General features: G+C 57.6%; 23 protein-coding genes. 12 read left to right on the forward strand and 11 right to left on the reverse strand.

The window, feature by feature from the left end; all coding sequences use genetic code 11:
- Nucleotides 1-17 precede the first annotated feature (17 nt).
- The 6 genes from ACP0GE_RS15725 to ACP0GE_RS15750 form a co-directional block, all read right to left on the reverse strand.
- Nucleotides 18-1,250 (reverse strand): AAA family ATPase, encoded by a 1,233-nt coding sequence (locus ACP0GE_RS15725; RefSeq protein WP_424832857.1) that lies wholly within the window; start codon nt 1,248-1,250, stop codon nt 18-20.
- A 206-nt stretch (nt 1,251-1,456) separates the two neighbouring features.
- Entirely contained in the window at nt 1,457-2,086 is a 630-nt protein-coding gene (locus ACP0GE_RS15730) for an OmpA family protein (RefSeq protein WP_424832858.1), read from the reverse strand.
- A gap of 16 nt (nt 2,087-2,102) precedes the next feature.
- Entirely contained in the window at nt 2,103-3,524 is a 1,422-nt protein-coding gene (locus ACP0GE_RS15735; protein WP_424832859.1) for a type II and III secretion system protein family protein, read from the reverse strand.
- A 193-nt stretch (nt 3,525-3,717) separates the two neighbouring features.
- A complete protein-coding gene (gene cpaB, locus ACP0GE_RS15740) occupies nt 3,718-4,596 on the reverse strand; it encodes a Flp pilus assembly protein CpaB (protein WP_424832860.1) in 879 nt (292 codons plus the stop codon).
- 176 nt (nt 4,597-4,772) lie between these two features.
- Nucleotides 4,773-4,964: a hypothetical protein gene (locus tag ACP0GE_RS15745; RefSeq protein WP_424832861.1), complete on the reverse strand. Its 192-nt coding sequence runs from the start codon at nt 4,962-4,964 to the stop codon at nt 4,773-4,775.
- 95 nt (nt 4,965-5,059) lie between these two features.
- Complete coding sequence (locus ACP0GE_RS15750; protein ID WP_424832862.1) at nt 5,060-5,254, reverse strand: hypothetical protein; 195 nt, start codon at nt 5,252-5,254, stop codon at nt 5,060-5,062.
- Nucleotides 5,255-5,603: 349 nt separating this feature from the next.
- Between ACP0GE_RS15750 and ACP0GE_RS15755 the strand changes: the two genes are divergently transcribed.
- Entirely contained in the window at nt 5,604-6,470 is an 867-nt protein-coding gene (locus ACP0GE_RS15755) for a lytic transglycosylase domain-containing protein (RefSeq protein ID WP_424832863.1), read from the forward strand.
- A 42-nt stretch (nt 6,471-6,512) separates the two neighbouring features.
- Here the strand turns inward: ACP0GE_RS15755 and ACP0GE_RS15760 are convergent, their stop codons facing one another.
- The 5 genes from ACP0GE_RS15760 to tldD all read right to left on the reverse strand — a co-directional run bounded on the left by ACP0GE_RS15760 (nt 6,513) and on the right by tldD (nt 13,528).
- Nucleotides 6,513-7,139 (reverse strand): CoA transferase subunit B, encoded by a 627-nt coding sequence (locus tag ACP0GE_RS15760; protein ID WP_424832864.1) that lies wholly within the window; start codon nt 7,137-7,139, stop codon nt 6,513-6,515.
- Nucleotides 7,139-7,843, reverse strand: a complete 705-nt coding sequence (locus tag ACP0GE_RS15765) for a CoA transferase subunit A (RefSeq protein WP_424832865.1) — start codon at nt 7,841-7,843, stop codon at nt 7,139-7,141. The genes ACP0GE_RS15760 and ACP0GE_RS15765 overlap by 1 nt, the downstream gene beginning before the upstream one ends.
- A 92-nt stretch (nt 7,844-7,935) precedes the next feature.
- The gene (gene topA / locus ACP0GE_RS15770) at nt 7,936-10,560 is read right to left on the reverse strand and encodes a type I DNA topoisomerase (RefSeq protein ID WP_424832866.1); all 2,625 of its coding nucleotides are present in this window, start codon (nt 10,558-10,560) and stop codon (nt 7,936-7,938) included.
- Between the two features lie 181 nt (nt 10,561-10,741).
- Nucleotides 10,742-11,866, reverse strand: coding sequence for a DNA-processing protein DprA (gene dprA, locus ACP0GE_RS15775; RefSeq protein ID WP_424832867.1), 1,125 nt, complete (start codon nt 11,864-11,866; stop codon nt 10,742-10,744).
- 240 nt (nt 11,867-12,106) lie between these two features.
- The gene (tldD, locus tag ACP0GE_RS15780) at nt 12,107-13,528 is read right to left on the reverse strand and encodes a metalloprotease TldD (RefSeq protein ID WP_424832868.1); all 1,422 of its coding nucleotides are present in this window, start codon (nt 13,526-13,528) and stop codon (nt 12,107-12,109) included.
- Nucleotides 13,529-13,704: 176 nt separating this feature from the next.
- On the opposite strand from tldD, the gene coxB reads away from it, so the two are divergent.
- From coxB to ACP0GE_RS15835, 11 genes are all read left to right on the forward strand, one after another.
- The gene (gene coxB / locus ACP0GE_RS15785; RefSeq protein ID WP_424832869.1) at nt 13,705-14,616 is read left to right on the forward strand and encodes a cytochrome c oxidase subunit II; all 912 of its coding nucleotides are present in this window, start codon (nt 13,705-13,707) and stop codon (nt 14,614-14,616) included.
- An 83-nt stretch (nt 14,617-14,699) separates the two neighbouring features.
- A complete protein-coding gene (gene cyoE, locus ACP0GE_RS15790) occupies nt 14,700-15,656 on the forward strand; it encodes a heme o synthase (RefSeq protein ID WP_424832870.1) in 957 nt (318 codons plus the stop codon).
- Nucleotides 15,653-15,814, forward strand: a complete 162-nt coding sequence (locus ACP0GE_RS15795) for a hypothetical protein (protein ID WP_170530980.1) — start codon at nt 15,653-15,655, stop codon at nt 15,812-15,814. Before cyoE ends, ACP0GE_RS15795 begins: the two co-directional genes overlap by 4 nt.
- The gene (locus ACP0GE_RS15800) at nt 15,814-16,389 is read left to right on the forward strand and encodes a cytochrome c oxidase assembly protein (protein ID WP_424832871.1); all 576 of its coding nucleotides are present in this window, start codon (nt 15,814-15,816) and stop codon (nt 16,387-16,389) included. Before ACP0GE_RS15795 ends, ACP0GE_RS15800 begins: the two co-directional genes overlap by 1 nt.
- A gap of 22 nt (nt 16,390-16,411) precedes the next feature.
- Nucleotides 16,412-17,227 carry a cytochrome c oxidase subunit 3 gene (locus ACP0GE_RS15805; protein WP_424832872.1) on the forward strand — a complete coding sequence of 272 codons (816 nt, stop codon included), beginning with the start codon at nt 16,412-16,414 and terminating at the stop codon, nt 17,225-17,227.
- A gap of 155 nt (nt 17,228-17,382) precedes the next feature.
- Nucleotides 17,383-18,060 (forward strand): SURF1 family protein, encoded by a 678-nt coding sequence (locus ACP0GE_RS15810; protein WP_424832873.1) that lies wholly within the window; start codon nt 17,383-17,385, stop codon nt 18,058-18,060.
- Nucleotides 18,057-19,445: a threonine synthase gene (gene thrC / locus ACP0GE_RS15815; protein ID WP_424832874.1), complete on the forward strand. Its 1,389-nt coding sequence runs from the start codon at nt 18,057-18,059 to the stop codon at nt 19,443-19,445. The genes ACP0GE_RS15810 and thrC overlap by 4 nt, the downstream gene beginning before the upstream one ends.
- Nucleotides 19,442-20,704: a M16 family metallopeptidase gene (locus ACP0GE_RS15820; RefSeq protein WP_424832875.1), complete on the forward strand. Its 1,263-nt coding sequence runs from the start codon at nt 19,442-19,444 to the stop codon at nt 20,702-20,704. Before thrC ends, ACP0GE_RS15820 begins: the two co-directional genes overlap by 4 nt.
- Entirely contained in the window at nt 20,704-21,288 is a 585-nt protein-coding gene (locus tag ACP0GE_RS15825; RefSeq protein ID WP_424832876.1) for a GNAT family N-acetyltransferase, read from the forward strand. Before ACP0GE_RS15820 ends, ACP0GE_RS15825 begins: the two co-directional genes overlap by 1 nt.
- Before the next feature lie 123 nt (nt 21,289-21,411).
- Complete coding sequence (locus ACP0GE_RS15830) at nt 21,412-22,230, forward strand: MBL fold metallo-hydrolase (RefSeq protein ID WP_424832877.1); 819 nt, start codon at nt 21,412-21,414, stop codon at nt 22,228-22,230.
- A gap of 38 nt (nt 22,231-22,268) precedes the next feature.
- Nucleotides 22,269-23,678, forward strand: coding sequence for an FAD-binding oxidoreductase (locus ACP0GE_RS15835; protein WP_424832878.1), 1,410 nt, complete (start codon nt 22,269-22,271; stop codon nt 23,676-23,678).
- Nucleotides 23,679-23,693: the final 15 nt, after the last annotated feature.

A 23,693-nucleotide genomic window follows, 5' to 3' on the forward strand; every position in this document is an offset into this window, starting at 1 on the left:
GGCGGCTCTCCCTCGTGTTATGCGGCCTCGGCGTTACTGCTGCCTAGACTGTGAAGCGATTGTGCGAGCTTTGCGATCTCTCTGCGCAGTGGGTTCTTCGCGGCAGAATTGGCCAGCGGAAGACCATGATCACCACTTTGCATGACGGGTTTGCCGCCATCGGGCAGAAGCAGGTCGATGGAAATGCCCAGGCTTTCACCCATGCGCTTGACCCGGCTCTTGCCATTGAGATCAGTGAATTTTGGCGCCCGGTTCATTGCAAAGCGCAGTTTGTTAAACGGAAGCTCTTCGGCTTGCAGCGCACGTTTCAGACGCAGTGCATTTTGGGCCGACCGCATGTCCAGCTCGATCAGCGCAAAATAAACATGGGCTGCCTGTAGAACCGTCTCTGACCAGTGAACCAGCGTTTTGGGCATGTCGATGATGACATAATCAAAGTGACTGCGGGCTGTGTCGATTACGCGCTGAACATCCTCTGGCGTGACGATATCCAACGGCACCATGTCAGAGGGCGAGGTCAGAACCTCAAGCTTGTCTTCAAAGGTCTGCAGCGAAGACGCAAAGGATTCTTCATCCATCGAGCTTGTGTCCGACCACATCTCGAACACGGCCTCATGGCGGGGCATGTCAAGATATGTCGAGACGGTACCGTATTGCAGATCCAGGTCGATCAAACAGACCTTGGGCGCATCCTTGTCCGACACGGTCGCCAATTCCCAGGCCAGGTTGACGGCCATAGTCGTCGAACCGACACCACCGGCAAGCCCTTGCACGACAAACAGCGCGCCTTCTTTGCCGGCGCCTTCAGACAGAGTAACTGCCGCTTGAGGTGCCGCAACCGGGTCGGGCCGGTTCATCCGTTCGATGGCTTCCTGCAATTCCCCTTCGGGAAGAGGGTAGGGGACAAACTCATCAGCGCCCTTGCGCAAGAGCTGATGAAGGGCGGCCGGGGTCACATCCTCGGCAATCAGAACAATCTTGATGCCCTTGTCTTTGGCCTGAGTGATAATCTCACCCATCAAAGTCAGGTTGTCTTCGTCCTCGCCATCAAGCGCCAGAGCTACGAATTGCAGCGATTCGGCTTCGGGCTGATTGAAAAAGGCAAGAGCTTCGGCAAATCCCAGATCTCCCCACCTTTCGCCCAGCACGGCTTCCATGTCTTCGATCAAAAGGTCGAAGTTCTGGACGTCCCGGCTGATGGTGCAGGCCAGAATGCTTGTATTTTCGTCTTGCGGCGTCGCGCTTGTCATTAACACAATCCTCGTCGAGAGGGCTGAGCAAACCGTACAAGCATGAGCTGGAAGGTTTTGGTCTGCTGTCGCCCTGATGCGGCCAATCCAGACCGCAGGTCACCCTATTGTTTTCAATGTCGCTGGGAAGTTGGGCGAGATTTAGGCGCAAAAGAACCAATTGTTGGGAATTGGGCGACGATGTCGCCCAATTACGTTTTATTGTCTTATTCGTCTTCGCCGCCGCCGAGATCAATCTCCCACGACAGGGTGGTCGGCGGTGAGGCGCTGGCGATGTATTCGCGGTAGATGACCTCAGCATACTTTCCGTCCAGAAGCTGCTGATGACGGTCCACAAAGCCCGAAACCTCGGTCACTGTACGGCGATTCCGGCGATCCCTGTTCGGCGTGTCGATCAGAGGTCTGCTTTTGCCGAAAGATACCGCTGCTTCCAGTCGGCTACGCGAAATGCCCTGCTGTGTCAGGAAGGCAACGGCCGCATTGGCCCGCCGCTGACCCAAGGCTCGGTTATAAGCCGAGGAACCGACCGCGTCGGTATGGCCGTATACACGGAACCGTGCTTCGGGGAACTGTTTGATCCAGTCAGCCTGCTGCAACAGAATACGCTGTGCTGAGGCATCAAGTTGCGCACTGTCAAAGGCAAAGTTGATCTGGGTTGGAACCTCGGCGGCAAAGCGCTGTCCGAGGATCTGTGCATAGGTCAGTTCTCCGTTCGCAACCTGGATGTTGTTCAGCGTTGCGTTTCCGAATGCACCTTGGTCGATCTCGTAACCGGCTTCACGGGTACATGCGGCGATCGAGGTGCTCAGACCCAGGATGATGATCCACTTCTGCATTGGTCTATCCTCCTCATTAATCCAGGACATAGCCGTAAGAGCTGCCAAAGGTCTGATTGGCCACTTCCGAGGCTGCACCGTTTCCGGCACGTTCTGTCCGTGCGGTCTTACCATTGATGAACAGGTCGAACTCGCTGGGTGGTTTCACACGATCCGTGGGCAGGGCCAGGGCCTCGCCGCGAGTCGGAGACACCAGATGCGCGGTGATAATGATGACCAGTTCGCTTTGATCACGCTGATATTCGGCGCTGCGGAAGAGGGCACCCAGGACTGGAAGATCGCCCAGCCACGGTACCTGGTTGTTCAGATCTGTGAAGTCATCCTGCAACAATCCGGCGATGGCAAAGCTTTCACCGTCACGCAACTCAACCGTTGTGCTTGTCTGACGGACGATAAAGCCAGGAACGTTGTCACCGTTGATCGAGAAACTGACGCTTGGGTCAATGCTCGAAACGCCGGCTACCAGTTCCAGGTTGATCAGATCGCCGTCAACCACGCGGGGGATAAAGTCGAGTTGAACACCAAACGAGCGATACTCGATGGCGACAACACCGTCACCCTGTGGAACAGGAATTGGAACCTGACCACCGGCAAGGAAAACGGCTTCCTGACCGGACAGGGCTGACAGGTTTGGTTCCGCCAAGCTGCGCACCAACCCTTTGGTCTCAAGGGCTTCCAGCAACAGGCGGACCTGAGTTGATCCCACACCAAAGCCAAACAGGATTGCGCCGTTATTGGTTTGAGTGAAGGGAATATTGTTTGTGCCGGTGAACCGACCCAGCGCATTGTCCAGAGCAAATTGGTTGTTTAGCGAGTTAAAGCCACCGGTAACGTCAGTCCCGGCGAAGCCGAGCGAAGTGGTGAGGCTTTTGGCGACCGAGCGGTTCATCTCGGCAAAGCGTACTTTCAGCATCACCTGCTGTATGCCGCCAACACTCATGAGGTTCGAAACCCGCTCGGGCGCATACCGTTCGGCCAGTTCCAAGGCACGCGCCAGTTTAGCGCTGCTGGAGACGGTGCCAGATAGTACTATGCCGTCATTTGCAGTGCGAACTTCAATGGCTTCGCTTGGAAGAATCTGACGCAGACGCTCTTTAAACTCTGTCACGTCGGGCGAAACACGGACCTGAACGTTGGTGATCAGGTTGCCCGCTGCGTCGAACAGGGTCAGGGTCGTCAGGCCCGGTGCCTTACCCAGAACGTAAATTGTGCGTTCGGAAAGCGACGAGATGTCTGCGATACCCGCATTTGCGATACTAAGTTCAGCGAAGGGTGTTTCGCTTTCTACAACAACCGCACGATTAATAGGGACATCCAGCGTTTCCGCTGTCCCCTTTTTAACCACACGAAGATTTTCAGCCCAAGCGGCATCGCCGACCGGACCCATAACAAGCGTCAGCCCCATCAGGGCTGCGCTGATCCAAGAACGTATTGTCATGTGACCTGCCTCTCCGATCACCACTATGTTTTCTGGGTCTTTCGCCCAATGTAGAGAAACCCTGCGCGAAATCCGGATTATTTGCAATAATCAATGGTTTCCGGAGTTTTCCTTATGTGGGTATTACGCAACATGCCATGAAAAAGGCCGCGCGGACGGCGCGGCCTTAAGTACCTAACAGGTTGATTAAGCGTCAGTTTGTGCAGGGAATAGTAGTCTCTACAATCTCACCCCCACGGCGGGTGCGCACGGTGCAAACTTTCTCTTCGACCTTGATTGGAGCCGGGGCTTCTTTTTTGATTCCCAGAAGTTTTCGCTGATCGACTTCAATTGCGCTTGCGACAGTCTCATCCTGTACGCCGACCAGAGCCAAAGAAAGGCGCCCGGTGTTCTGAGCTTGTGCCAGGGCCGCGATTTGTTCTGGTGTCGCCGCAACCGTGACTGTTCGTGCAATCATTGTTCCTGTCACGTCCGAGCCCGCCGACTGATCAACCGCAATCAGTTCGATATTGGTCTGGATCAGGCGAGTGATTTCACCGTCCGCGCCATTGTTCCCCAAACCGCGCAGTGATCCTGTCCAATAGACATCAACCTTGTCGCCTGGGCGCAAAAAGCCTGAAACACCAGAAGCCACATCCACGCTGATGGCAAAGGCACGCATGCCCTTTTCAATGCGCGATGTCAGGCCGGCCGCTTCTCCGGGTTGGGTCACTTTGACCTCCATCACGGCTTCGTCTTTTTCCATCGAACGCAGGACAAAGCGGTCTTGGTTTGCGGCTTCGGGGAAAAGGACGGCGATATCGATGAATGAGCCTTCGGGAATCGCATCTTCCGGCCATTGGACGATTCGCACGTCTTCCTGAGTCAACTTCTCGCCGTAACGAAGCGCACGCGTGGAAACGATGACCCCGACAGTGGGTACGGATTTTACGTTGGCAAGCGCCTGTTCGCGCAGTTGCCGCTCCAGTTCCAGTTGGGCCCGATTCTTGCTGATATAATCGCGTGCCAGATAAACAGCTCCGCCTGCAAGGGCGACCCCAATGATCAGAACAAGTCCAAAAACAGCTCGCATTTGTCCCTCGTTATTCTTCTTACACTAAGTCACGTGACGCAGCGCGCCACATTGGTTTAGACGCCAACCTAATCTGTAATTGTGTCGAAAAAGGGGACAATCTTTGGGTAAGTTACGTTCGTGTGTGAAAACTTGAAAATACAATAATCGCTGTAATAGTATTCCAGCGGCCGAACTTAAAAGTTGATATCTTGAACTTCGTGACTCGCCAAAGCGTTCCCAACATCGCCATCCAAGTCCTGCACGCCTTCGTTTAGCAGAACGTACATCAAACCGCCGAATCCAACGACAGCTGCCGTCAGAACAACCCAGTCAACCGTGACTGCGCCGTTTTCGTCAGTGGTAAACTTCTTGCAAATATCAAACATCGAATACCGCCGGATTGCTTGAGTCGGAAATAAGAGGGCCATGCCTTCCGAAGAAAGGCACAGCCCCAATTTTCGAATACCCAGTGTGGTATCGATTAGTTTGTGGTCGGCATAGTAACAGTTGCCGCGGTCAGTGCGGAATCAACGTCACCTGCCAGGTCGCTGGCACCAGAACGGATCTGGTTGTAAGCAACTGCGGCCAGAGCAACAACGGCTGCGGTCAGAACGACCCAGTCAACTGTTACGGCGCCGTCTTCGTCTGTACGGAACTTCTTGAAGATCTTGATCATGTTACGTCCCTCCTAAAGGATCAAAAGTAATTAACCTCGGCGTCTTTCAGAGCATTCTCTCTCAGTCCGCTCCCGATCGTCTCGGTATGAACCTATGTTTGACGGGTCGGCGTGGCAGGAATTGGGCCAAACAGCATTTTTTTCGCTTTTGGATTAACTTTTTCTTCGGAAAATTTGTAACCATCTGATTTTTAATGAAAAGTTTTCCCATGTTTTGAACTAGCACCCGGGCAAGCGGTGCAAAATTGCGCCAAATGAGGCGAAACTGCCCTATTTCGCTTTGTTTTTCTGGCCTTGCGCGACGTTTCCGGGTTCAAAATGAACCAAAAGAAGAGTTGAGGCAGGCAAAATGATTTTCCGGAATGCAATTTCGTGCGCCGGTATGGCGGTATTTCTGCTGGCGGGGACGTCTACGGCCCCTGCAGCCGAGCAACAGCCGCGCGGCGTTTACAAACGAATCAAGGCACCAACACCAGGCAGCCGCCCTAAGATCACGGTGCAAATCACAGCAGAGGAGCATGCGGCCAAGCCATCGGCTCCCAGCACTGGTACAGAATTGATCGTGCCCGAAATCATCGCGCGTACCAAACCTCCGGCGGGTGCGGTGCCGGGAATCGAGCAAGAACCCAATCCGGTTGGGTCCTATAAGGCATTCTGGAACCGCGTGTCGCCAGAATTGGCTGAGGGCAGTTCGGGGCGGTTGGCCGATGCGATTCAGGCGCTGGCCGCCACCGAAGTCGCCTCACCCCGATTGCAGACGCTTCAGAACATCGCGCAGGAACGCGGCGTGGATATTTTGCGTTCGACCGTTGGAACCAATGTTTCGCCTGCTTTGGTCTTGGCGGTTATATCGGTGGAATCTGCTGGGCGGGAAAAGGCTGTCAGTTCGGCAGGCGCGCAGGGCTTGATGCAACTGATGCCAGCAACCGCTGCCAGATTCGGTGTCAAAGACAGCATGATTGCTGAACAGAACATTGCCGGAGGGGTGAAATACCTGGACTGGCTGATGGAGGAGTTCGGTGACGACCCGATTCTTGTCCTGGCTGGATATAATGCGGGGGAGGGTGCCGTGCGCAAACATAGCGGTGTACCGCCTTATGCCGAAACGCGTGATTATGTACCCAAGGTTCTGGCCGCCTTTCAGGTGGCGCGGGCCCTTTGCGCAACACCACCCGAGTTGATTTCGGATGGATGCGTTTTCCAAACCGTGAATTGAAAAGGCCCGCCGATTGGCGGGCCCTTGCGTTCGCAGAAATGTTTAGTTGACGATATTGGCCTCGGTCGCGGCCCGAATCTCGTCTTCGGTGACGCCCTCGGCGATTTCGATGATCTTCAGGCCGCCGTCCACCACATCCAGAACACCCAGATTGGTGATGATGCGGTCCACCACCTTTTTACCGGTCAGCGGCAGAGTACATTTCTTCAGCAGCTTGGACTTACCGTGCTTGTTGGTGTGATCCATCACAACGATCACACGGCCCACGCCAGCGACCAGATCCATCGCGCCGCCCATGCCCTTAACCAGCACACCCGGAATCATCCAGTTGGCGAGGTCACCTTCCTCGTCAACTTCCATCGCGCCCAGAATCGCTGCAGCGATCTTGCCGCCTCGAATCATGGCAAATGAGGTCGCACTGTCGAAATAGGACGTGCGGGACAATTCGGTGATCGTCTGTTTCCCAGCGTTGATCAGGTCAGCATCTTCTTCGCCTTCAAACGGGAAGGGGCCCATGCCCAGCATGCCGTTTTCAGACTGTAGAGTGATGTCCTTGTCACCCACGTAGTTTGCCACCAGCGTCGGAATCCCGATGCCGAGGTTCACATACATGCCGTCTTCCAGCTCCTTAGCCGCGCGGGCGGCCATCAGATTACGATCCCAAGGCATTATGCGTCCTCCTTCTTGCGGGTGGTGCGCTGTTCGATGCGCTTTTCGTGGCTGCCTTGAATGATGCGGTGCACATAAATACCGGGCAGATGGATGCTGTCTGGGTCGAGCGAACCGCGCGGGACGATCTCTTCGACCTCGGCCACACAGATCTTGCCACAGGTCGCCGCGGGCACGTTGAAGTTGCGCGCGGTTTTGCGGAACACAAGGTTCCCGGTGTCATCCGCTTTCCAGGCTTTCACGATGGCGAGATCGGCAAAGATGCCTTCCTCCATGATATAGGTCTCGCCGTTAAACTCTTTGTGCTCTTTGCCTTCAGCGATCACGGTGCCGACGCCCGTCTTGGTGTAGAACCCGGGAATGCCGGCGCCACCGGCCCGCATCCGTTCGGCCAGAGTGCCCTGAGGGTTGAACTCCAGCTCCAACTCACCGCTCAGATACTGACGCATGAACTCGGCATTCTCGCCGACATACGAGCTGATCATCTTCTTGACCTGCTTGGTCTGCAGCAGAATGCCGATCCCGAAATCGTCCACGCCAGCATTGTTCGAGGCGAATGTCAGATCCTGAGCACCCGAGTCCCGAATGGCCTCTAACAACAGCTCGGGAATGCCGCATAGGCCAAACCCACCTGCGGCGATAAGCATGCCATCCGACAACACTCCGTCGAGTGCCTCGGTGGCATTGGCATAGACTTTCTTCATGGAAAACTCCCCCAATGACATGGTGATGACGCAGGTTGTGCCGCCACGCCCTTGGGAAGTCAACGAATCTGGGGGGTAGGTGGTATTTCTACCTAGCCTGCTTCTTTGGTCGTTTTCTTGGCAGCGGCTTTCTTCTTTGGTGCCGCCTTTTTCTTTGTACCCTTCTTGGCGGCACGCTCGTTCACCAGTTCAATGGCCATTTCCTGCGTCACGTCCTCGGGCTTGATATCCTTGGGAATGGTCGCGTTGACCTTTTCCCATTTCACATATGGCCCATAACGCCCGTCCAGAACCTGCATCGCACCGCCATCAGGATGTTCGCCAAGTTCCTTCAGAGGTTTCGCCGCCGCCCGGCGCCCGCGTCCGGGATTGGCGCGCTTCTCCGCCAGCAGTTCCACCGCACGGTTCATACCGATTTCGAACACATCGTTGGGGTCTTTGAGGTTGGCATAGACCGGCTTGGCCTCATCGGCCAGTTGGTGCATCAGATAGGGTCCAAAACGGCCGAAGTTTGAACTGATCATGCCACCCTCGGGATGCTCGCCAATCTGGCGGGGCAGGGATAGCAGTGTCAGGGCCTTATTCAAGTCCATGTCATCCTTGCTCCACCCGCGCGGCAGCGAGGCGCGGGGCGGCTTCTTGTTCTCCGGCGTGGGCTCTCCGCGCTGAACATACGGTCCGAACCGGCCTGATTTCAGCCAGATCTCATCGCCAGCATCCTCTCCCAGCAGACGTTCATCGCCTTCGGCCCCTTCGCCAGCGATCGGACGTGTATACGTGCATTCGGGATAGTTGCCGCAGCCCACAAACCCGCCGGTGCGTGAGGTTTTCAAATGCAACTTCCCAACACCGCATTTCGGACAGATGCGCGGATCGGAGCCATCCTCGCGTGGCGGGTACAGCTGCGGAGCAAGCGCTTCGTCCAGCTTGTCCAGCACTTCGGAAATGCGCAGCTCGGACGTCTCGCCAATCGCAGCCGAGAAATCGCGCCAGAATTTGCCCAGCAGGTCCTTGTAGTCGCGGTCGCCCGCGCTGACGTCGTCAAGCTCTTCTTCCAGATTGGCGGTGAACTCATAGCCCACATATTGGCGGAAGAAGTTCAGCAGGAAGATCGTGACGATCCGCCCCTTTTCCTCGGGGATCAGCCGGTTCTTGTCCTTGCGCACATATTCCCGGTCCTGAATCGTGGTTACAATCGAGGCATAGGTCGAGGGGCGTCCGATCCCCAACTCCTCCATCCGCTTGACCAGCGTGGCCTCGGTATAGCGTGGGGGCGGTTGGGTGTGGTGTTGCAGCGCCAGAACGGATTCGTTGTCGGACAGAATCGCAGCCTTGTCCGAGTCGCCGGTGGCCTTGGCATATTGATCACGCAGCGAGGTCTTGGCAAAACGCGCCGGATCGCCCTGCATGATCTGCGGCAGGCGCTTTTCGTCATCGTCGACAACGTCATCGCGGCCTTCTTCGTAAACACGCATGAACCCATCGAACAGCACCACTTGCCCGGTGGCGCGCAGGCCGACCTGACCGTCCGCGCTGGTGATATCAACCGTCGTGCGCTCCAGTCGCGCGGCTGCCATCTGACAGGCAATGGTGCGTTTCCAGATCAGATCATAAAGCTTGCGCTGATCCTCGTCCGTCACCTTCAACGCCTTGGCGTCGCGCGACATATCGGTCGGGCGGATACATTCGTGGGCTTCCTGTGCGTTCTTGGCCTTGTTCTTGTACATGCGCGGACTGTCCGGCACGTATTCCGCGCCATAGCGGTCGGTGATCGCGTCACGTGCCGCCGCCACGGCCTCAGGCGCCATATCGATGCCGTCCGTCCGCATATAGGTAATGTACCCGGCCTCATAGAGCCGCTGCGCCACCTGCATTGCATGGCGCGCGCCCATACCGAATTTACGGCTGGCCTCTTGTTGCAGGGTCGAGGTCATGAACGGGGCAGATGGGTTGCGCGCTGCGGGTTTGGCCTCGACTGACGATACGCTCAGATCGCGGCTGGTAATGGCCTGGACGGCCAGTTCCGCTTGCGTGGCATTCGCCAGATCATGCTTGTCCAGCTTCTTACCGGCCAGCGTTATCAGACGCGCTTCATAGGTCTGACCGCGCGGCGTTTCAAAGACGGCCTTGACCGACCAGTATTCGACCGGCTTGAAGGCCTCGATCTCCATCTCGCGCTCAACGATCAGACGCAGGCAGACGGATTGCACGCGCCCGGCAGAACGCGCTCCGGGCAGCTTCCGCCACAGAACCGGTGACAGGTTGAAGCCCACCAGATAGTCCAGCGCACGGCGGGCCAGATAGGCCTCGACCAGCGGCATGTCGACCTCACGCGGGTTCTGCATCGCTTCGGTCACGGCATCTTTGGTGATGGCGTTGAAGGTCACGCGGCTGACAGGCGTGTCCTTCTTGATCGAACGGCGCTTGGTCAGCGCCTCCTGCAGGTGCCAGCTGATGGCCTCTCCCTCACGGTCAGGGTCGGTGGCGAGGATCAGCGCGTTGTCTTCTTTCAGCGCGTCGGCGATGGCTTTGACGTGCTTTCGGCTGTCATTGCCGACTTCCCATTTCATCGAGAATTCGTGCTCGGGATCCACCGATCCATCCTTCGGCGGCAGGTCCCGTACATGGCCGTATGAGGCCAGAACCGTGTAGTCGGGGCCGAGATATTTATTGATTGTTTTTGCTTTGGCCGGAGATTCTACAACAACTACGGGCATTTAAGGGGAATCCTCGCTCGACGAATAGGGCGCCATCTATGGTGGAGCAAAATGTGTGGGGCAAGACAGAATTGTCAATGCGTTCCTTTCGCACCTAGAAAGTTCCGGGGATTTCAGGCGGATAAGCCCATTGTCGACGGTGCGCTGCGCATTTCTGCTGCCCGCTTTAGGTGGCTTTGAATCAACTTGCCAGCGATAATAGCCCGCCCGGCTGGCGATGGATTCGCCCATCCAGTTCCAGATCGACCAGCGCGGGGCCGAGCTCGCCCGCGCTGGCATTGATGTCGCGCAGCAACTGATCCTCGGCGATGGGGGATGGCCCCAGCCGTTCAAGAATCTGCCCGTGCAAGGCTTGGGATGTCTTTGATGCAGGCGGGGGTGCGGTTTTTGCCGGTTCGGTGGGGATGGCAACCCGTTTCGGTAAGGCCTCGATGATGTCTTCGGCAGACCGAACCAATGTCGCGCCGTCTCGAATCAGTAAATTACATCCGCCAGCGCGGGCATCGAATGGGTGGCCCGGCACGGCCAGAACCTCACGACCCTGATCCAGCGCGTCCCGGGCTGTAATCAGGCTTCCTGACTTGGCGGCTGCTTCGACCACTACAACCGCCTGTGACAAGCCTGAAATGATCCGGTTGCGCCTTGGGAAATGCCGGGCTTGCGGTGTAACGCCCATCGGTTGTTCCGACAGCCGCAGGCCCGTTTTAGAAATCTTTCGCGCCAAGTCTGTATTCTCCGCCGGGTAGATAACGTCCACACCTCCGGCCATAACCGCTACGGTGCCCGTTTCAAGCGAGGCCAAATGAGCGGCCGTATCGATGCCGCGTGCAAGCCCAGAGATAATAACGTGACCTTTTTCCCCTAAATCTTTTGCCAGACCGCGCGCCATCCTGGCACCAAGCGAAGAACAGTTCCGCGCTCCAACCAACGCAATTGCAGGCTTCTTCAGTTGCGCAATATCCCCGATCGCCCACAACATTGGTGGTGCGTCATTGAGGTCGACCAGAGCGTCAGGAAAGTCGGCGGACCCAAGGCACAATAGCTGCGCCTTGGCCGCTTTTGCTGCTTTGAGTTCCGCCTCAATCACGCCGAATGGGCAAATTTCATACCCTTCAATTCCGGCAGCACGTGCCATTTCAGGCAGCGCGGCCAGCGCGTTCTGCGCTGAGCCATGTTCGCACAGCAACCGACGAAACGTCGCCGGTCCAACCTTGCGCGAGCGCAACAGACGAAGCCAGGAAAACCGATCCTCTTCCGTGGTGGGTGGGAGTGGGGGGTGATTGGAAGAAAGCTGCTCTTCGGTCATCCGATGCTCCGCCTGATTGCAGAACTGGTTTACGACCGGCTGGGTTAACAGGCTGTAAATCGATGAAAATTAGATGCAATTTTCTGAGGCTTCAAAGCGTGATTACTATTTAATATATTGAATTTAAAAGAAAAATACCACTTTCGACTTTTGGTGCCGTGCCAGTTGGGAATCCGAGTAAGGCAAAAAGTCATGGGCGCGGGATTAACCCTGCGCCCGTAAATCAGGTCTGATTGCGACTCATGCGGCCGAGCCGCCGACCGTCAGCCCATCCATAAGTACGGTCGGTTGGCCGACGCCGACCGGCACCCATTGCCCGTCCTTGCCACAGGTACCCATGCCAGGGTCCAGGGCCATGTCATTGCCAAGCCCCCGGATTCGCTTCAACGCCGAAGGCCCATCGCCAATCAGCGTGGCGCCTTTGACCGGCGCGCCGATCTTACCGTTTTCGACCCGATACGCCTCGGTGCAGGAAAAGACGAACTTGCCGTTGGTGATGTCCACCTGGCCGCCGCCAAAGCCCACCGCCCAGATGCCATCCTTAATATCCGCGACCAAGGCCGCCGGGTCGGCATCACCGCCTAGCATCACCGTATTGGTCATGCGCGGCATGGGTTTATGGGCATAGCTTTGCCGCCGTCCATTTCCGGTAGGTGAAGCGCCCATCAGACGCGCGTTCTGACGGTCCTGCATATAACCGGTCAGAACCCCGTCTTCGATCAATACAGTGCGCGAGCTGGGGGTGCCTTCGTCATCCACAGTGATCGAACCGCGACGATCCGCAATCGTGCCATCATCCACGACCGTCACGCCCTTGGAGGCAATCTGCTGCCCCATCAGCCCGGCAAAGGCCGAGCTGCCTTTGCGGTTGAAATCACCTTCCAGCCCGTGACCGATGGCCTCGTGCAGAAGGATACCGGGCCAGCCGGGGCCGAGCGCGACTTCCATTACGCCAGCAGGCGCAGGGACGGCGTCGAGGTTGACCAAAGCGATCCGCAGCGCCTCACGCGCTTTGTCCTGCCAGTCTGCGGGGTCGATGAGACCATCCAGACCTACGCGCCCACCGCCGCCCGCCGAACCGCCTTCGCGGCGGCCGTTCTGCTCCACAATCACCGACACGTTGAGGCGAGTCATCGGCCGTACGTCGCGGACCTGAACCCCGTCGGGGCGCAGAATTTCGACCTCTTGCACGGCAGCCATCAGCGACGCGCTGACCTGCACGACGCGCGGGTCGAGATCACGGGCGAAGGCGTCGATCTCGCGCAGGGTGTCGATTTTCACCGGGAAGCTGGCCGAGTCGATGGGATCTTCATCGGTATAAAGCCGCGTGTTGGTCGCCCGAGGTGCCTCGGCCAGTGTGCCGCCACCGTCACCAACGGCAAGACGCGCGGTCTCGGCCGCGCGTTTCAGGGCAGGGATCGAGACATCTGTGGAATGGGCATATCCGGCAACTTCACCCTGCACAGCGCGCAACCCGAACCCTTCGGACGCGTCATAGGATGCGGTCTTCAAACGCCCGTCGTCAAATACCAGCGACTCGGATTTCCGCCGCTCGACAAACAGTTCTCCGTCTTCGGCCCCAGCGGTGGCAGACTGCAAGACCGCAAGCGCCTCGTCCTGCGGAAGAGCGCTTTCAAACGGGCGAAACGGGTCGTTGGGCATGGGTTGGGACCTTTCGGGTTTGATCCAGATCAAAAATAGCGTCTGTTTGACGCAAGCATTTTGCTTTATCTACCCGTCGGAATATGGTTTTTAACGCGGCCAAAGACAACGGGTGAGGTGTGGCCGATTCACACCTTTTCGCCAGGGACGCAAAGATCAAACGATCAGGACAGAATATGAAGAATGCTTTGATGCTTTCGGGGCTTGTAACGGCCCTCTCCAGCCTTCCCGCCATGGCTCAGGAGCTTGAGATTATTGGCAAGCCGGTTGATGGCGGCATGGGTTTCCAGCCCGCAGCGACCAGCCTTGCGGAAGGGATTCATTCGCTGGACAACATGATTCTGGTGATCATCACCGCGATCTGTCTGTTTGTGGCTGGTCTGCTGATCTATTGCATCGTGCGCTACAACTCTCGTGTGAACCCGACACCGGCGCGATTCTCGCACTATACCCCGGTTGAGATTGCATGGACCCTTGGGCCGATCCTGATTCTGGTCTTTATCGGTGCCTTCTCGCTTCCGGTTCTGTTCAAACAGCAGGAAATCCCCGAAGGTGACGTGGTCATCAAGGTTGTGGGCAACCAGTGGTACTGGACCTACGAATACGTTGATCACGATTTCGCGTTCGACAGCTATCTGCTGGGTCACCCAGCCACTCTGGACGAAGGCGCGCGCCCAGCAGATGCGGATGTCACCCCGTTTGTTCTGGATGATGCGATGCGCGCCAAGCTTTCTGATGCGGGTTATGGCGAGGACGAATGGCTACTGGCGACCGACACTGCCGTGGTCGTACCGGTCGGAAAAATCATCGTCATGCAAGTCACCGCGTCGGACGTGATCCATTCGTGGACCATCCCCTCGTTCGGAGTGAAGCAGGACGGTGTTCCGGGTCGTTTGGCTGAACTGTGGTTCCAGGCCGACAAGGAAGGCGTCTACTTTGGTCAATGCTCCGAGCTTTGCGGCAAGGACCATGCCTACATGCCGATCACGGTCAAGGTTGTCAGTGAGGAAGCGTATGAAGAGTGGCTGCAAGGCGCTCTGGAAGAATACGCGGGACAGCCGGCCACCTATCAGGTTGCCTCGAACTGATGACCCGGCGCGGGGTTTCGACCCTGCGGTTTGAATAATGGCTGCGCGGTTACCGCGCAGTTTTCGCCCCTAAAGGACCCGTAATGAGCGACGCAAGCATCAATGCCAGCCAAGTGACCGCAAAGGCGCATGCCGACGAGGCCAGCTTTGGCGACTACTTCGCGTTGCTCAAGCCACGCGTGATGTCGCTGGTTGTGTTCACTGCTTTGGTTGGGTTGCTGGCAGCTCCGACCCCTGTGCACCCGTTTATCGGTTTCTGCGCGATCCTGTTCATCGCAATCGGAGGCGGTGCCTCGGGTGCGCTGAATATGTGGTGGGATGCGGATATCGACAAGGTGATGAAACGCACCAAGGGGCGTCCGATACCGTCCGGCAAAGTCCAAGAGGGTGAGGCACTGGCGATAGGCCTGACACTTTCGGGCCTGTCGGTGATCATGCTGGGGCTGGCAACCAACTGGTTTGCAGGGGCGTTTCTGGCTTTCACGATCTTTTTCTATGTTGCTGTCTACACCATGTGGCTCAAGCGTTCGACGCCACAGAACATAGTGATTGGTGGTGCCGCGGGTGCGTTCCCTCCGGTCATCGGTTGGGTCGCTGCAACCGGAACAATGTCCGTCGAACCCTGGCTGATGTTCGCCCTGACCTTCATGTGGACGCCACCGCATTTCTGGGCTTTGGCCTTGTTCATGCGCTCGGATTACGACGATGCGGGCGTGCCGATGCTAACCGTGACTCATGGGCGCAAAGCAACGCGCACGCATATTCTGGTCTATACGGGTTTGCTGGCCGTTCTGGCCATTGGCACCGCGTTTTCTGATATCGGCGGGCCGGTCTATCTGGCGGTTGCCCTTGTGATGAATGCGCTGTTCCTGCGCGGGGCCTGGCAGATTTCGCGCCGGTCCGAGCAGGAGTGCGAAGCCGACAATTTCAAGGTCGAGCAGTCTTTCTTCAAGCTCTCGCTGCTCTACCTTTTCCTGCACTTCGGTGCGATTTTGGCCGAAGCTCTGCTAAAACCCTATGGGTTGGGAGGTTGGTCTTGAGCCTGCGAAAAAGCCACGAGCTGCATCAGCGCCGGTTTGGTCGCAATCTTGGTGTTGGCCTGACATTGGCGGCATTCATTGTGATTATCTTTGGCCTGACCGTCGTTAAGGTTTCCGGCACCGATTTTGGCATGGCGACGCAAGAGGTGCAGAACTGATGGCGTTGTCGGGTCCGCAAAAAACAGTGTCGCAAACTGTGGGCGTGGTCCTGCTGATGGGCAGCCTGGCCTGGGCAGCCGTACCGTTCTACGACTGGTTCTGCCGCGTGACTGGATTTGGGGGCACAACAGGGGTTGCCGAGGCCGCGCCTGAGGACATCCTGGACCGGACCATTACCGTGCGGTTTGACGCCTCCAAGGCAAAAGGCATGGCCTGGGAATTCAAACCGGTCGAGCGCGAGATGGAAGTGCGGATCGGCGAAACAGGCCTAGCGTTCTATGAGGCATATAACCCGACGGATCGGCCCATTGCCGGGCAGGCATCCTACAACGTCGCGCCTTATTCGGCGGGCGGCTATTTCCAGAAAATCGCCTGTTTCTGCTTTGAAGAACAAGTGCTGGAGCCCGGGGAGCGGGTAGAGATGCCGGTGAGTTTCTTCGTTGATCCCGAATTGGTCGAGGACCTCGAAGCCAAATATGTGCATACGATCACTCTGTCGTATACATTCTACGAAATTGACCTGCCCGAGGGCTATGCTGCCCTCGAGACGCAGGAAGATACAAACACGAACTAACGCCTGTAGGTGAGGGACGCTGATGGCACACGCTAAAAACCACGATTATCACATTCTGGCTCCATCGATCTGGCCGCTGATCGGCGCGATTGGCGGCTTCGTGATGCTGTTCGGAGCCGTCCTTTGGATGCACGGGATCACCCCGTGGATGTTCTGGGCCGGTCTGGTGGCCGTTCTTTACACCATGTTCGCCTGGTGGTCCGAAGTCGTTGTGGAAAGCCGTCAGGGCGATCACACGCCGGTTGTCCGCATCGGCCTGCGCTATGGCTTCATTCTGTTCGTGATGTCCGAGGTGATGTTCTTCTTTGCCTGGTTCTGGTCGTTCTTCAAACATCGCATGTATCCGATGTACGACTATGCTGGCACCGAATACATCCAGCCGGATATCCACGCGGTTGACCCGTTCCACCTGCCGCTGATCAACACTCTGGTCCTGTTGCTGTCGGGCTGTGCGATCACCTGGGCACACCACGCCCTGGTCCACGACAATGACCGCAAGGCGTTGATCAACGGTTTGGCCATCGGTATTGTTCTGGGCATCGCCTTTACTGCGCTGCAGGCCTTTGAATATTATGAGCTGCTGGCCCACGAAGGCTGGAAATTTGGCGGTGATCAGTTCTATTCGAACTTCTTCATGGCAACCGGTTTCCATGGCTTCCATGTTGTTATCGGGACGATCTTCTTGTCGGTCTGTCTGATCCGCGCGTTGCGAGGGGATTTCACACCCGAGAAGCATGTCGGTTTCGAAGCCGCCGCCTGGTACTGGCACTTCGTTGACGTTGTCTGGCTGTTCCTGTTCTTCGCTGTTTACATCTGGGGTCAGGCGCCTCTGATGTAACCGGGTCAGGTGATCCAATTGCAAAAGCCGCCCTTAGGGGCGGCTTTTTCTCTATCCGGGGCGCAAGATTGCGCCCCATACAATTGCGTGGTTGCAATTCTGCCTACGCCGCCCTTAACAAGACGCCGGTTCCAGATACGAGGTTTTGCCCAGAAATGCGCCGCATCCTGTTCCTGCTGATCTTTGGCCTCGCCGGATTGGGCGTGCTGGTGTCGCTGGGCATCTGGCAGGTGCAGCGGCTGGGCTGGAAGCAGGGTGTTCTGGCTGAAATCGAAAGCCGCATCTCTGCCGATCCGATTGCCTTGCCGTCACAGATCGACGCGGATGAGCACAAATATCTGCCCGTCACCGTTTCAGGCGAGATGGAGCCCGGGGAAATTCACGTTCTGGTGTCGGTTAAGCAGGTCGGAGCAGGGTACCGCATTATCCAGTCTTTCAGCACACAAGACCGGACCATTCTGGTGGATCGCGGCTTTGTGCCGACAACCGCCAAGCAGGCTGATCGTTTGACCGGGCCGATGGAGGTTACCGGCAACCTGCACTGGCCGGATGAAATCGACAGCTATACGCCGGAACCGGATATCGATGGCAACATCTGGTTTGCGCGCGATGTGCCCAATCTGGCGGCCGCCTTGGGGGCAGAGCCCGTGCTGTTGATCGCCCGGTCGGCTACGGACCCTGACGTAACGCCTTTGCCCGTGGACACGGCAGGCATTCCCAATGATCACCTGCAATATGCAATCACCTGGTTTGGTCTGGCCCTGGTTTGGGCCGCGATGACCGGATACTTCCTGTGGCGCAGCCGCGCCAATTCTGAGAGTGACGCGACATGAAATACATCTCGACCCGTGGGCAGGCGCCCGAACTGACCTTTGAAGAGGCGATGCTGACCGGGCTCGCCCGCGACGGCGGCCTGTATTTGCCTGCCGAGATTCCGGTGATGTCGCAAGACGAGATTGCCGCCTTGGCAGGTCTGCCTTACGAGGACATCGCATTCCGCGTGATGTGGCCTTATGTCAGTGGCTCGTTCGCCGAGGATGAGTTCAAAGAGATCATCGCCCGCGCCTATGAAGGGTTCGGCCATGACGCCCGCGCGCCTTTGAAGCAGTTGAACGAGAACCACTTCCTGTTGGAGCTGTTCCACGGCCCGACGCTGGCTTTCAAAGACTTCGCCATGCAACTGATCGGCCAGCTGTTTCAGGCGGCCCTGAAGCGGCATGGCGATCGAGTTACCATCGTCGGCGCGACCAGCGGCGATACGGGTTCTGCTGCCATTGAGGCTTTCCGGGGGTTGGACGCGGTGGATGTGTTCATCCTGTTCCCGCATGGCCGTGTCTCTGAGGTGCAGCGCCGCCAGATGACCACGCCTACGGACAACAACGTGCATGCGCTGGCTGTTGACGGAGATTTCGACGATTGCCAGGCCGCGCTGAAGGATATGTTCAACGATTTCGACTTCCGCGACGGCGTGAAACTGGCCGGTGTGAACTCGATCAACTTCGCGCGCGTTCTGGCACAGATCGTCTATTACTTTACGGCGGCCGTCAGCCTTGGCGCGCCGCATCGCAAGGTCAGCTTCACGGTGCCAACTGGCAATTTCGGTGACATCTTCGCGGGTTATCTGGCCAAACGCATGGGCTTGCCGATTGACCGTCTGGTCGTCGCAACCAACCAGAATGACATTCTGCATCGATGCCTATCCGGTGAAGGTTATTTCAAAGGTGACACAATCCCCTCGATCAGCCCGTCGATGGATATTCAGGTCAGCTCGAACTTTGAACGGGCTCTGTATTATGCCTATGGCGAGGACGGCGGTGCTGTGGCGCAGTTGATGGACGAGCTCAGGAATGGCGGCTTCAACGTCAGCCAAGGCGCGATGGAGGCACTGCGCGAAAGCTTTGACTCGGGTCGCGTGTCCGAGGATGAGACGCTGGAGACGATCAAGCACACGCTGGCCCACAGCTCAGAACTGGTCTGCCCGCACACCGCCGTTGGTATCAAGGTCTCGGAAGAACATCGCTCCGCTGATGTGCCGATGATCACTCTGGCCACGGCACACCCGGCGAAATTCCCGGCAGCGGTCGAGAAGGCAAGCGGAGAACATCCGCCTCTTCCATCCCGCATGTCTGATCTGTATGAACGTCCGGAACGGGTGACGCGGATTGCCAATGATCTGGGTGCCCTCGAGGATCATATCAGAAGGCATATCGCTGAGTGACAGTCAGACAAGACCAACTGAAGAACGGCTTTCGTATCGTCAGTGAACATATGCCGGGGCTGCAATCGGCGGCCATCGGCATCTGGGTAACCGCCGGTGGGCGGCATGAGCGGATCGAACAGAACGGTATCGCGCATTTCCTTGAACACATGGCGTTCAAGGGAACCGAGCGCCGGTCTGCGTTGCAAATCGCCGAGGCGATCGAGGATGTGGGCGGTTACATCAACGCTTATACCTCGCGCGAGGTGACGGCCTATTACGCGCGGGTTCTGAAGGACGACGTGGCGCTTGCGATGGATGTCATTGGCGACATCGTTCTGAACCCGGTTTTCGACCCGCGCGAGATCGAGGTCGAGCGTGGCGTGATCCTGCAAGAGATCGGTCAGGCTTACGATACGCCTGACGATGTGATCTTTGATTGGCTGCAGGAGCAGAGCTACCACAACCAGCCTCTGGGCCGGACGATCCTTGGGCCGTCCGAGCGGGTCAGCGCGTTCTCGCGCGAGGACCTGTCTGGGTTTGTGGCAGAACATTACGGGCCAGAGCAGATGATTCTGTCTGCCGCCGGGGCTGTGGATCACGATGCGCTGATGAAAATAGCCGAAGAAATGTTTGGCCATCTGAAACCGCGCAAAGGTGTGATCCCCGACGCGGCGCGATTCACCGGCGGTGAGGCGCGGCAGGAAAAAGAGCTGGAGCAGGCGCATTTCGCTTTGGCATTGGAAAGCCCGGGCTATCGCGATGATGCGATCTATACCGCGCAGATCTATTCGACCGCTCTGGGCGGAGGCATGTCCTCGCGCCTGTTCCAGGAAGTGCGGGAAACGCGCGGGCTTTGTTATACGATCTTCGCGCAGACCGGGGCCTATGCGGATACTGGTACAACAACGATCTATGCAGGTACTTCAGCCGATCAGGTGGGCGAACTTGGTGCGATCACCATCGATGAGATGAAGCGCGCGGCAGAAGACATGAGCGCCGAAGAGGTGGCTCGGGCGCGGGCTCAGATGAAGGCCGGGATGCTGATGGGGCTGGAAAGCCCGTCGAACCGGGCCGAGCGTCTGGCGCGGCTGGTGCAGATCTGGGGCCGTGTGCCCTCGCTGGAGGACACGGTGGCCAAGATCGATGCGGTCAGCACCGAGGATGTGCGCACCTTTGCGGAAAACATGGCGGTGCAGGCCCCGGCGGCGCTGGCGCTCTATGGTCCGATCTCGGGCGCGCCGACACTGGCGGATTTGCAGGAGAGGCGTGCGGCGTGATGCTGTTGGGCAGACGCAAGCTGAAACTCGAGACCGAGCGCCTCAGCCTGCGCCCGCCTATACATTCCGATTTTGGAGATTGGGCCGCGTTGCGGCGCGCGTCCAAAGAATATCTGACACCGTGGGAGCCGGTCTGGGCGTCGGATCATCTGACGCGCAAATCCTTCACCAACAGGGTTTATTGGGCGCAGCGGTCGGTGGCCAGCGGAACGGCAGTACCGCTGTTTCTGTTTCGTCGCAGCGACGATGTTTTGGTGGGCGCCATCACGCTGGACAACATCCAGCGTGGACCGGCGCAGGCTGGCACCTTGGGATACTGGACCGGACAGGCTTTCGCGCGGCAGGGCTATATGCGCGAGGCGATTGGGGCATTGGTTCACCATGCGTTCACAAGGTTGGATTTGAGTCGGATTCAGGCAGCATGTTTGCCGGAAAACAAACCCTCACGCGGGCTGCTGGAAAGCTCGGGTTTTAAATACGAGGGCGTGGCGCAGTCGTATTTGCAGATCAATGGGCGATGGCGAACGCATGTTCTGTATGCCAGCTTGCGTTCGGATCGGCGCGGGAAGACGGACGCTGGTTAGTCGGCCCCCGAGGGGCCATTGGGGGCTCTGCCCCAGCCGCCCTTTGGGCGGCTCCCCCGGGATATTTTTGGCCAGATGAAGCAAGGGGCATGACTTGGCGGCGTAGTGCGCTACACTAGGGTCATGCGCTGGTTGGTTTTGGCAGTGGTGATGATTTCGGGCGCGGCTTCGGCACAAGAGCGGAGGCCGAGCCATTGTATCGCTATTGCCGATGCAACACCGGGGATAGAGTATCTGCACAAGGCGTCCTGGAGCGACCCGGTGCCCGAGTTTTCGGTTCGGATCAGCTATGTCGCTCATGCGTCGTTTCTGATTCAGACGCCGGGTGGACTGAACGCAGTAACCGATTTTACCGGGTTCATTGGCGGGGCGGATTTGATTCCGGACGTTGTGACCATGAACCACGCGCACAGCACGCATTGGACGGCGCATCCTGATCCTGCCATTCCACATGTCCTGCCGGGGTGGGGGGAGTTTGGGCAGGGCATCGACCATTACCTTGATCTGGGCGAGATGCTGGTTCGGAACGTGTCGACCGATATCCGGTCCCCATATGGCGGGGTCGAAGAACGCGGGAATTCGATTTTCGTGTTCGAGGTCGAAGGGCTGTGTATCGGACATCTGGGGCATTTGCATCATGTGCCCACGGATGAACAGTTTGCCGCTTTGGGGCGTTTGGATGTGGTTATGGCGGCGGTCGATGGCGGTACAACCATGCCGTTGCCGGATATGATCCAGGTTCTAAAACGGCTGAAAAGTTCGGTCATCATACCCATGCACTGGTTTTCCGGGTTTTCGCTTGATCGGTTTTTGGTGGATATTCGCAATGAATTTCCGGTCGAGCGTACAGGGGTCTCCGAAATTATAGTTTCCTTGCGCGATCTACCGGATCGTCCGACCGTTGTTGTGCTTGAGCCCCGATATCTGATCGATCTGGAATAGGCCTTGCCGGAACGCGCAAGCTTGGGCAAGGAAGGGGCATGAGACTGAACCCTGCCGATGAAAATCTGGGCGAGAGAATTCGCGAGGCGTTACCCAACGTATTGCGTCCCATCGAACAACGCTTTCTTGAGGAGCCGCGCGGGCGGTTTTTCGGACAGTCTGGCCTGCTGGCAATGCCTCGCACCGTTGAAGAGGTGTCGGTGCTGGTCCGGCTGGCCGCTGATGCGCGGGTTCCTGTTGTTCCTTACGGTGGCGGGACAGGTTTGGTTGGCGGGCAAGTGTTGCCGGATGGCCCTGTGCCGCTGGTGATCTCTCTTGAACGTATGGCGACAATCCGGGCCCTCTATCCGACCGAGAATGTGCTGATTGCCGAGGGTGGGACGATTCTTGCCGATGTTCAGGCCGCAGCGCAGGATGCGGGTCGTCTGTTTCCCTTGTCTCTGGCCGCGCAAGGATCCTGTCGGATTGGCGGGAATCTGGCGACCAATGCCGGCGGTCTGAATGTGCTGCGCTATGGCAATGCGCGTGACCTGTGTTTGGGGCTTGAGGCGGTTTTGCCGGATGGTAAAATCTGGCGCGGCCTCAGCCGGTTGCGGAAGGACAATACTGGATATGATCTGCGCGACTTGCTGATCGGGTCTGAGGGCACGTTGGGTATCATTACTGCAGCGTCGTTGAAGCTGTTCCCAAACCCGTCTCAGGTTGGTGCGGCGATTTTTCAGGTGGCGTCCCCCGGTGCCGCCATCGAAATGCTGTCTGTTCTGCGGGATCAGGTTGGCGAAGGGATCAGTGCCTTTGAACTGATTCATCGGCAAGGGCTGGAGTTTCTATCCGAGGTTTTGCCGGACACGCGGCAACCTTTTGAGACCATGCCCGAATGGAGCGTGCTGATTGAGCTGGGACTGACCGGCAGGCAGAACCCGGCGATGGAATTGGAAACGGCGTTCGAATCAGGGTTGTCTAAGGGTTTGGTGACAGACGGCGTCATCGCACAGACACTTGCGCAGCGGGACGCGCTTTGGGCCGTGCGCGAACTTATTCCGGAGGCGAACCGCTTGATCGGATCCGTTTCAAGCCACGACATCTCCGTTCCGATTTCGCGTATCCCTGAATTCATCCGGAACGGCACCGAAAAGGTTGCGGCGCTTGGACAATACAGGATCAATTGTTTTGGCCATCTTGGGGACGGAAATCTGCACTTCAACGTTTTCCCGCCCAAAGGACGCAAGAAGGCGGAGTTTGTAAGTCAGCGAGGTGTCGTCCAACGGGCGGTGCACGAGTTGGTGCACGCGTATGAAGGTTCTGTCAGTGCCGAACATGGCGTTGGGCGTCTGAAAGCGGAAGATGTCGAGCAATACGGGGATCGGACCAAGCTTGCCGCGATGCGTGCGATCAAACAGGCGTTGGACCCGATGGGGATTATGAATCCCGGTGCAGTTCTGAGATAGGATCGAGAAAGCGGC

Source organism: Ruegeria sp. (assembly GCF_965243365.1).
In the GTDB taxonomy this organism is placed as follows: domain Bacteria; phylum Pseudomonadota; class Alphaproteobacteria; order Rhodobacterales; family Rhodobacteraceae; genus Ruegeria.

Excerpts from the sequence above, each read along its gene's own strand:
- tldD (WP_424832868.1), bottom strand. The coding sequence starts at position 13,528 with ATGCCCAACGACCCGTTTCGCCCGTTTGAAAGCGCTCTTCCGCAGGAC.
- ACP0GE_RS15825 (WP_424832876.1), top strand. The coding sequence starts at position 20,704 with ATGCTGTTGGGCAGACGCAAGCTGAAACTCGAGACCGAGCGCCTCAGC.
- cpaB (WP_424832860.1), bottom strand. The coding sequence starts at position 4,596 with ATGCGAGCTGTTTTTGGACTTGTTCTGATCATTGGGGTCGCCCTTGCA.
- ACP0GE_RS15765 (WP_424832865.1), bottom strand. The coding sequence starts at position 7,843 with ATGAAGAAAGTCTATGCCAATGCCACCGAGGCACTCGACGGAGTGTTG.
- ACP0GE_RS15805 (WP_424832872.1), top strand. The coding sequence starts at position 16,412 with ATGGCACACGCTAAAAACCACGATTATCACATTCTGGCTCCATCGATC.
- ACP0GE_RS15750 (WP_424832862.1), bottom strand. The coding sequence starts at position 5,254 with ATGATCAAGATCTTCAAGAAGTTCCGTACAGACGAAGACGGCGCCGTA.
- thrC (WP_424832874.1), top strand. The coding sequence starts at position 18,057 with ATGAAATACATCTCGACCCGTGGGCAGGCGCCCGAACTGACCTTTGAA.
- ACP0GE_RS15745 (WP_424832861.1), bottom strand. The coding sequence starts at position 4,964 with ATGTTTGATATTTGCAAGAAGTTTACCACTGACGAAAACGGCGCAGTC.
- ACP0GE_RS15810 (WP_424832873.1), top strand. The coding sequence starts at position 17,383 with ATGCGCCGCATCCTGTTCCTGCTGATCTTTGGCCTCGCCGGATTGGGC.
- ACP0GE_RS15760 (WP_424832864.1), bottom strand. The coding sequence starts at position 7,139 with ATGCCTTGGGATCGTAATCTGATGGCCGCCCGCGCGGCTAAGGAGCTG.
- ACP0GE_RS15830 (WP_424832877.1), top strand. The coding sequence starts at position 21,412 with ATGCGCTGGTTGGTTTTGGCAGTGGTGATGATTTCGGGCGCGGCTTCG.
- topA (WP_424832866.1), bottom strand. The coding sequence starts at position 10,560 with ATGCCCGTAGTTGTTGTAGAATCTCCGGCCAAAGCAAAAACAATCAAT.
- ACP0GE_RS15725 (WP_424832857.1), bottom strand. The coding sequence starts at position 1,250 with ATGACAAGCGCGACGCCGCAAGACGAAAATACAAGCATTCTGGCCTGC.
- dprA (WP_424832867.1), bottom strand. The coding sequence starts at position 11,866 with ATGACCGAAGAGCAGCTTTCTTCCAATCACCCCCCACTCCCACCCACC.
- ACP0GE_RS15730 (WP_424832858.1), bottom strand. The coding sequence starts at position 2,086 with ATGCAGAAGTGGATCATCATCCTGGGTCTGAGCACCTCGATCGCCGCA.
- coxB (WP_424832869.1), top strand. The coding sequence starts at position 13,705 with ATGAAGAATGCTTTGATGCTTTCGGGGCTTGTAACGGCCCTCTCCAGC.
- ACP0GE_RS15800 (WP_424832871.1), top strand. The coding sequence starts at position 15,814 with ATGGCGTTGTCGGGTCCGCAAAAAACAGTGTCGCAAACTGTGGGCGTG.
- cyoE (WP_424832870.1), top strand. The coding sequence starts at position 14,700 with ATGAGCGACGCAAGCATCAATGCCAGCCAAGTGACCGCAAAGGCGCAT.
- ACP0GE_RS15835 (WP_424832878.1), top strand. The coding sequence starts at position 22,269 with ATGAGACTGAACCCTGCCGATGAAAATCTGGGCGAGAGAATTCGCGAG.
- ACP0GE_RS15755 (WP_424832863.1), top strand. The coding sequence starts at position 5,604 with ATGATTTTCCGGAATGCAATTTCGTGCGCCGGTATGGCGGTATTTCTG.
- ACP0GE_RS15735 (WP_424832859.1), bottom strand. The coding sequence starts at position 3,524 with ATGACAATACGTTCTTGGATCAGCGCAGCCCTGATGGGGCTGACGCTT.